Annotated in this window: 4 protein-coding genes; 2 read left to right on the top strand and 2 right to left on the bottom strand. The window is 55.7% G+C overall.

Annotated elements, in window-relative coordinates; genetic code table 11:
* Positions 1–4,925 precede the first annotated feature (4,925 nt).
* Together KBZ08_RS14465 and KBZ08_RS14460 are read left to right on the top strand one after the other, a co-directional pair.
* Positions 4,926–5,222, top strand: coding sequence for an AbrB/MazE/SpoVT family DNA-binding domain-containing protein (locus tag KBZ08_RS14465; protein WP_254973867.1), 297 nt, complete (start codon positions 4,926–4,928; stop codon positions 5,220–5,222).
* Between the two features lie 13 nt (positions 5,223–5,235).
* Positions 5,236–5,658, top strand: coding sequence for a type II toxin-antitoxin system VapC family toxin (locus KBZ08_RS14460; protein ID WP_254973866.1), 423 nt, complete (start codon positions 5,236–5,238; stop codon positions 5,656–5,658).
* A gap of 143 nt (positions 5,659–5,801) precedes the next feature.
* On the opposite strand, the gene KBZ08_RS14455 is transcribed toward KBZ08_RS14460, so the two are convergent.
* Both KBZ08_RS14455 and KBZ08_RS14450 read right to left on the bottom strand, forming a co-directional pair.
* Entirely contained in the window at positions 5,802–6,584 is a 783-nt protein-coding gene (locus KBZ08_RS14455) for a hypothetical protein (RefSeq protein WP_254973865.1), read from the bottom strand.
* Positions 6,585–6,796: 212 nt separating this feature from the next.
* Positions 6,797–8,485, bottom strand: coding sequence for an amidase family protein (locus KBZ08_RS14450; protein WP_254973863.1), 1,689 nt, complete (start codon positions 8,483–8,485; stop codon positions 6,797–6,799).
* Between the last annotated feature and the right edge of the window lie 211 nt (positions 8,486–8,696).

Raw genomic sequence — 8,696 nt, 5'->3', positions numbered from 1 at the left:
ATCTGTTGAGCGGTGAGGGGAGCAGGCATGGCCCGGTGCCCTGCGCATGGCAACCGGATTCAGCGCAGCCCCTCAAGAGCGGTCAACCTGTTTGGCGCGACCCCTCAACCAGATTGTCGTCGGACAGACTTGAACCGCCATACAGAGAAGGCCCACCTGTAGGGACACTGGTGGGCACTCACTGCGCCTTGCCTGCGATGCAGGAACCTCAAAGAGGTCTGGACTGCATGCAGGTGGATTGGGGAGTTGGATGGTATTTGTCGGGTGTTCTTGCCCTTCTTTTCAGTCCCATCCGGAGACTGGAAGCCGGTTTTGCACCGCATCCCTGGTTAACCATCATCTGTAGAGATGGGGAGAGGGATGGAGATCATGCTCGATCTCGCTGCGACGACTACACCGGGCCTCAATAGGCATTGGAAGGGCGTAGCGCGTCAGGGCCGCAAGGCCCCGCAGGAAGAAGACTTAGCGTCTATTGATACTGTCCTGCGCATGTATGGGCGCCTGTTGTGTTTTGGCGCAACGCTGGGGAGACTTAGACACGGGAAGCCTGTTGACCCGCACAAAGGTGCGCACCGGCTCGATCCGTCCTCGGGCATTGGCTGCCCTCGTCCTCCCGCTAAACCCCTCCGTCGTTTGGCCGAACGAGTGTCTCTACTGGGCCGCATACCCTGCGCTAAACGGATTGGATACCGTCAGGCGTCTCGTTTGCATCTATCGGTTGACGTCACAGCAGCCGGTGAAGGTTGCGGATCCTTACGACCATGGGGGAGCGTTTCTATGTTTTGGCGCAGCACAATCGGCCGCTAGCAATCCTGCATAGGCATGGTGCGCAAGTAGCGCTGATGTAGCGAGAGGGATTAGGCTATTCGGCTGTCAGCATAAGGGCTGCAAGCCTGACCGGTGAGAGTGAGCGACTGCGGCGCAGTCCTGTCTCATCGGTTGCGAGCAACATAGGGGGTAAGTGGTGGCGAAGCCAAGCGATTGGGGAGGACTGGGTGACTGTGGCCTTGGTGATATTGAAGCCACTGGATGAGACTTAGAGGTGGAGACTAGATATACAGCTGCTTGTTAATGTATATGAGTGAAAGACAATAACTAGGCAGGCCAGAGTGGGTAGTCCTATTGATTGGAGAGCTGGATTAAGGATGCCTTTGCCTACAAGGATCCGCCTTCTCTTCGCACCAAGTCAGGCACGACAACAGAACAGAAGCGCAGAGGGCGAAATCGCAGGATCTGAGGACCATCCCCTCCAATCAAAAGAACAGCCGAGGGACCAGTCAGGCGTTCCGGCGGGGCATAGCCATCCATGGCCAGCAGGGCGGGGAGCAATTTCGCCGAGACGTTGCTCTGATGGGGGAGGGGCAGCCGGACAGGGCAAGTGAGGATGCGGACAAGGGGCGGACAGGGTAGGGCTGAGCTCCTACCCCCTTGGCACCACTCACACTGGACTAGCCGGACACCCCGGACACCCCTCACCATGCTTACTTTGAAATTTCTTGCACCCTCTAGAACAGACAAACTTGAGAGGGGGCAACCCACTGTCCGGTGTGTCCGGGCTGACCGGGAGTGGCGGAGAGGCCCCAATCTGGGCGGCGAACCTTGAGTAGAGCCATGGAATTCCGATGCCAACAAGCTTGGGGAGGACTTAGACTAGGACATGACATATCCTGGATCCTGCAGCGAGAAGTCAGGCTAATAAGCGTTCACGCCTAGGGGGACATGTGCATGGGGTTTGACGCGAGTACAGCTTTAACAAACACCATACTGGCCAATGCGAAGACACCACACTAAACATCCTCTCGACGTGATCCATGACGAGACAACTGAACCTGACAGTTCGAACGAGAGGGCCAATGTGAATCAGCGGAGGTCAATCGAGGTCTCCTCATGTGGCCCTGCTACGAGAAGGTGGATAATGCACTGGATAACTTCATCCACATACGCGGAAGTGACCGGCGCAGAATAAAGATACGTGGCCTAGATCATCCTGAGCTATGCAGTGGTGGGCGAGTTGAACAAGTTATTCCATGAGATCATTGGCTTAAAGCACTGTAGGTCCAGTACTGCTGGACCCCCTGCAAAGTTGAACCGTCATCAACAAGTGGCTGTTGAGACGAGTTTCATGGCGCCTCTCGACATCTCAGCAACTAAGGATCAAGCTCTTCTGTCCTGCCTTTTGACCCATAGCGGCCACTGAAGCAATTTCGACTGAGTTGACCTCACCACTAACAGCAGGTGATGAGATGCAGTACTAGAAGGCTGCCCGATATATCCTAGATGGTAAAAACAGTGGACGATTAAGCCAATCCCAAAAAGAGCGGTCAGAATCACGCAAGTACTCAAACGGCAAACAAAAGCCTCCACACAAGCCAAGGAAGAATCAAAGTAAGAATGGCCTATCCGTGATCATGTAGACCAAGCGAAACGTATGGGGCGAATGGCACTGACCCAAGCAGGCTGAACTACTCTATTCACGCCTGGGACATAAACACGAAGTGCGCAATATCGCCTGTGCATCGACAAATGATATCCCTAAGAATCCTATAATTGTCATGAGGGATTTCACAATGGTGGACAGTCGAGCTCAAATCACGAATAGCCAAGTTAAGCACATGTAGCAAATCATGGCACAAGCTATCCTTAGACCTATTAACATTAAAGAGCGTGAGCTTTAGAATTCGATTGCTATTTTTTCCGACAACAGCCAACCCTTCTTTGTCTATACTCAGTACTCTTGCAGGCTCATCAGAAATATACTCAAACGATAAAACAAGAGAATTTGTCTTTACCTCAATCGAGACAAACATTGAACTCGGCAAGTCAAATGGAGATATGTCCTGATCGAATTGGATCTTAAGTTTTACGGTTAATGGTTTTGAGAATACGGCCATTTCTACATCGCCTCCAAGATGGGATTGAGTGCGGACACCAATAGCTTAAAGTACTTGTTGAGAGTGTCGCATGATGTCATTTTATCCGATGTACTATCCAATACAAGAACTCCCCATTTTTTCCCCATTACCTCCATGGTGATAGCTGCGTATGATTTTGCCTTATAGTTCCGAAGAATGGCCTTGTCAAGAGCAAGATTGGTCTTGGTTTCGAACTCTCTGATTTCCAATGGCGAAAGTTCACCACCAACATGACAGAGGCCCATTACCTGGTACCAGCCCTTCTTGCACCAAGCTTTCCCTGCCACACCCTCAGTTTTCTGGGGACTGTCTGATAAACGAAAGATACTTCGTGATCTCTTTGTCATTGTACCTGACCTTGCGAAGGGCACCAACCATTGTTGTGTAGGAGGCTTGAGTAACTGCCAGCAGCCATGCTGAGCACGGAAGATTGTAACCCTGTGCTCGCATTCTGGGTCTTCTTGTAAACTCCGGCTGTGGAAAGACAGGTCCCTGAATGCGTCCAGACATGATTGGATAGCTCTCAATTTCCAAGGGTTGATTAGTCCGCCAATCTTTTCAAAGACCACCAAGAGTCCTCCCATTACAGGAACTAGCCAAACTTCATTGCCAGCAACCCACAATCTAAAAGTTGATACTCCGATCACAATGTCTACCCCAAAGAATGACATAGCAATTGATCCCTTCAACCTACTAACTATACTTATACCCACCAGCAATAGCAGCAACATGACTTGCGCTACACGTATCAGTCTCCAGCCAAGAACATTCGTGTGATCTAGCTGGATATAGGGCCCGTGCTCACGTATAAAGTTTCGAATTTTTGACACAGCATAAGACAAAGCATGTGACGGATGAGATGCTAAGCTAATTGAAGCATGACGAATCATCCTAGCCATGCGTCATTCCAGGAGAAGCGATACGTCTTGATAGTCAGTCACTTTACCTTCAGTTGGAGATGAACCCAGACGACGCTTGGTGCCATCTTAACACGAAAGAAATACGGAAACCACTCAGGACGTGTATCAATAGCATCGGACATAAAGTAGGGGAGCTCCCAAGATCAGTAGGTGTCTATTCACTTGCCAAAGTCTTCATTTTAGGCGCTTGGGCTGGGACATTTGCTACTTAATTTGGTCTACTTGTTACTGCACTGCAAAGAGAATGTTCAGGTTGCAAGGGGTGTGAGCACGAAGTGGCTGGACTCGACACTTTTGCCCCATTCCTTAAGCATCCTAGTTTAAATCAGTCCTAGATCGGTCCAGAACGCTAATTCCGGCTGCATCTTGACACCGGCTGACTCCACTCAAGAATGGCGCGTAAGAATGGTTTAAGCTTGGGCGCAGCTTGCATATCACTGCGTATATCTTTTCAGGCGAGGCAACAGCTTATCATGTTTGGAAATCGGGACTGCCCCACCTCTTACTGCAATGAACGCATGGCCTGCAACACTGGCAGCAGGCATTCAGCGCAGATAACACTGCTCGGCCACCAGAGGATCATACTGCCTTTTCTCGTGCCGATCAGCACTCCTGAAGTCTTTGATTAGGTCTACCACAATAAAACAGCTCAGCCGCACCATGAGAGCTTCTATGTCGCTTCACAGCCTTTGCTCTTGACACAAGCGATCTGCTTGTATTGGCCTGGATAAACGCTTTAACTCAGAGAAACGCAATGGGAGCCGTGCCCCGAGTGGCTAGCGAGCCACGACGCTGACATCCGGGCCTGGGGGGAGAGCGGACAAGTCGAGATCGGCAAACGCGGAGCGGGATGAGGCGTGCGTGCGAACCCGCATGATTTCACGCGGGTTTCACGCAAGAGCCCTGGAATTAGTTGAGATGCGAGTTACCGCAAAGGGTTTAGAGCGACTTTCCGTCTTCTAAGCAGCCGGTCGATGGTTCGAATCCATCAGGGGGCGTCGGCAGAGCGGCCGGGGATTTGCGCGCCGAAGCCCGACCAACCCATGTAGAGTCGTGTATCTACATCCCGCCGGCACCGGCCGTACTGGATGCCTTGGCACCATCCCAGCCCAGTCAACGAGCCGAGGAACCTGGCCGGCGCGTCCAGCAGGCGATCCGTCGCTGGGGCAACAGCCGGGCTGTCCGGATCCCCGCCGAGTGCCTGCGTCAGGCCGGCCTGCGGGAAGGTGACCCGATCGAGATCGTCGTCGGAGCCGACGGCCGACTGAGCCTGGAGCCCCTGCAACGGCTGGACCGCCGCGCGCTGGCCGCCGACCTGCGCCAGCTTCAGGCCACCATGCCGATCACCCCTTCGGTGATCGAAGCGTGCCGGGACCAGGAGCGCTGGTGAGGTCGCCCCAGCCGTGATCTACCTGGACACCAGCGTCGTGGTTGCCCTGCTGACCCCGGAAGCGTCCAGCCCGGGGGCATTGGAATGGCTGGAGCAGTGCCGCGACACCCTGATCAGCAGCGACTGGCTGATCACCGAAACCCACAGCGCCCTCGGCCTCAAGCAGCGCCACCACGGGCTCAGCCCGGAAGCCCGCAGAATCGCCGGAGAGCATTTCGAACGTCTGTTGCAGGGCGGGGTGGAACTGCGCGCCCTCGACCGGGACCGTTTCCGCCAGGCCGCTGAGCTGCTGCAGGATCCGGCGCTCGGCTTGCGCACCGGTGATGCCCTGCACCTGGCGGTGGCCCTCCATAGCCGCTGCTCCCATCTGGCCAGCTTCGACGGGCGGATGCGGCAGGCCGCCGCCGCCCTGGGCCTGGCTCCAGCGTTGGACTAGCGCCGCACCGGCACCACCTGCAGACCGATCACCACCACCGGGCCTGCAAGCCACCAGCCTTGACCCATCAGGCTCCTCCGCGCAGGAACCTGACGAGAAATGATCAGAGGGCCAGAAGGTCCGCCGCATGGGTTGGCTAGTGGTCAGGGGCTGCGGCGGCGGCGATTCGGGCGGCGTCCGCGCAGGATCTCCAGCCTCCTGATGAGCTGCTCCAGGATGGTGAGGGAATGGCCTGGTCGCCGGGCTCCGGCGGCGAAGGCCGTGGCGAAGCCCACCGATGCGACCGTTACCTTCACCATCCCCTGGCCGAGGGACCAGACGTCGGCGGGGGCAGGACCGCCAATCCGGCTGGAGGCCCGTGTCTCCGACTTCTGGAGTTCGTCAAGCAGGTTGCGCTTCAGTTCGCCCAGGGGGAGGTTGAGGGCCGCCGCTGGGAGCTGGGGGCGGGCACCCTGCAGGCGGGAGAAACGGGCCTGAAGGTCTGCCGGACTGGTGGCCGCTTCGATGGCCTCGCGCACCCGGGTGACCCGTTCATCAAGCGCGTTGCGCTGCAGCGCCTGGCTGCCCCTGGCCTGGGAAAGGATCCGCCAGGTGGCAACCCCCTGCAGGGGCACAAGGAGCAGAAAGGCGAACGCCACAACGATGGCCCAGTGGCGAACGGCAACCAGCCGTGCCCGTAGCAAGCCATTGGCGGGCTCGAAGAAGACCGCCAGGTGCAGCAGCAGAAATCCAAGCAAGGCCAGGATAGAGGTGTTGGTCATGCGGTTGGTGAACCGCAGTTGCCAGGCCGGATTGAGCAGCTGTGGCGGCAGGGAATCGATCAGAACGAAGGCCAGAAAGATCAGCAACAGAGCTCCGCTGCTCCAGGAGAGCAGCCGACTGAGGCTGGTGATGGACTCCTCTCGAGTGGTTTCGGAAACGGGCATGTGTTGAAGCTGCCGACGGCGATGGGGAGCCAGAGGCATTCGTCAATTAGCTCAGAATCTGTCTCCGACCGAGGTCAGTGGCTCCAGGCCTACAAGAACGCGGCATGACCGCACAGCTGGACATCCGCAGAAGCGGAGATGGACGGCCAAGAGGATGGTCTGAGGAAAGTCCTTGCTCAGCCTTGTGCCACCGACATGGAATCAACTGGCGATCAGTTTCTTGCGGTTGGCTTCATTCCAATCCGCCGTCGCAGGCGACGACTCCAAACCAAGGCCATGCCTGCACCCGCCAAGGGGAGTGGCCCCGGGACGCTCGTCACTGTTTCACCAGCCAGGGGTGGGGTGCTCAACGGATCGGTGCGAACAAGGGAGGCCTGTTCATAGGCATAGGCATAACCCAGCAGCTTGTCTTCCTCATAGGCTTTGGCCAAGAAAGAAATGCCGAGGGGGTTGAGATTGTTCAGGCTCTGGTATCCCGCCGGCACAATGACGGTTGGATAGCCTGCTCTGGCACCGATACCAGCTCCTGATGCACCGCTGAACAAGACAGCATCCAACCCATTATCGGCCATGAATTTGTCGATACCCAGGGTACGGGAGTTAAGAATATCGAGCGCTCTGTCCTGAAGATACTTCAACGTATCCGCACTGGTTGGCGAGAGATCAATCAGGCGAGACGCCGCGATGCGAGTCTGGCCATACTTGAACGCACCAGTGGCAGGATCAGGGTCGTTAGCGATGTAGTCGTTGATAAAGTCGTAGACGTCATCAATGGATTGGATCGTTGCACTGGAGCCTAGGGTCTCAAGGTAGAGGTTGAGATCACGCTTGAATTCGTAAGTCAGGACGGACGAACTATTATTGGGTGGGGTGAACGCAATCTCTGTGACGGTGGCGCCAAGCGAGCGAATGGTATCAATCGCCTTGTTAAAAATGGAAAGCTGCTCTGCGCCGCTGGCCGTGTTCGCATTGGGCTTGGTGTAATACCCAAGTTTGGCCCCTTGCAAGGCATCGAGCTGGAGATAGGGGGTGTAATCGGTCTTTGCCCTGCCGATGCTTTCTGCAGTAAGCGGGTCCTTGGGGTCGTAGCCGGTCAACGCCCCCAGGAGAATGGCCGCATCAGTGACAGAACGGGCCATAGGCCCTGCAGTGTCCTGGCTTGCGGCGATGGGGATGATGCCATCCCGGCTCCAAAGCCCAACTGTGGGTTTAATCCCCACCAAAGAATTCTGGTTGGAGGGACTCAGGATGGACCCTGATGTTTCGGTACCAATCGCAATTGTGGCCAGATTGGCCGCCATGGCTGCTCCTGAACCAGCGCTGGAGCCACCCGGGGACAAGAGCGGCCGCCCATCACCACCAGGGAGCGGCACGGGATTATAGGGATTGAGTGTGTATCCATTCAACGAGTTATAACCCGCAGGCATGCCGTTGGTCAGAAAGTTGGCAAATTCCGTGGGGGACGTCTTGCCGAGAATGATGGCTCCTGAATCAATCAATTTCTGAGTGATCGTGGCATTGTCAGGTGGCAAGGAATCCTTGAGGCCGAGAAAGCCTGCCGTGTTAGGGAGAAAGCTTGTATCAATGTTGTCTTTCAACAAGACTGGAATTCCATGCAGGAGACTGCGGGCGCCAGTGGTCGCCCGCTCGGCGTCAAGGGCCGCCGCCTGGGCAAGGGCGTTGGGGTTCAAGGATATGATTGAGTTCAGGTTAAGACCAGAAGGAAGGTCGTACGCAGTAATCCTGTCGAGGTATAGCTGTACTAACTTCTGGGCATTGATCAACCCACTATTGAAAGCCGCATTGATATTGGAGATCGTGGCCTCCTTGAGGGTAAAACTGGCGGCGACCGATGGCCGGGCAAGCTCCGTGGCGGCAAGGGTTGCCGCAAACGTAGCCATGGCTACTTGGCGAAAAACTGGACGAATCACAGCAGAACTTAAGGCAACTTTTATTGATTAGATCTTGAGCACCAGTGGCTCGCCGTAACAACAGCGACCAAAGGTGCTTCCTTTTGATAGCAACAGCGACAAATTCAGCATCCCATGGATGCAGATCGCTCCGCAGGGGGAATGCCATGCGCTTCTGTGGCGATTGCCCATCGCTCAGCCC

It is taken from the genome of Cyanobium sp. Candia 9D4 (genome assembly GCF_024346155.1).
GTDB classification, from domain to species: Bacteria; Cyanobacteriota; Cyanobacteriia; order PCC-6307; family Cyanobiaceae; genus Cyanobium; species Cyanobium minutissimum.
Note: the sequence above shows the minus strand (reverse complement) of the source record. Positions and strands in the feature narration are given on the sequence as shown.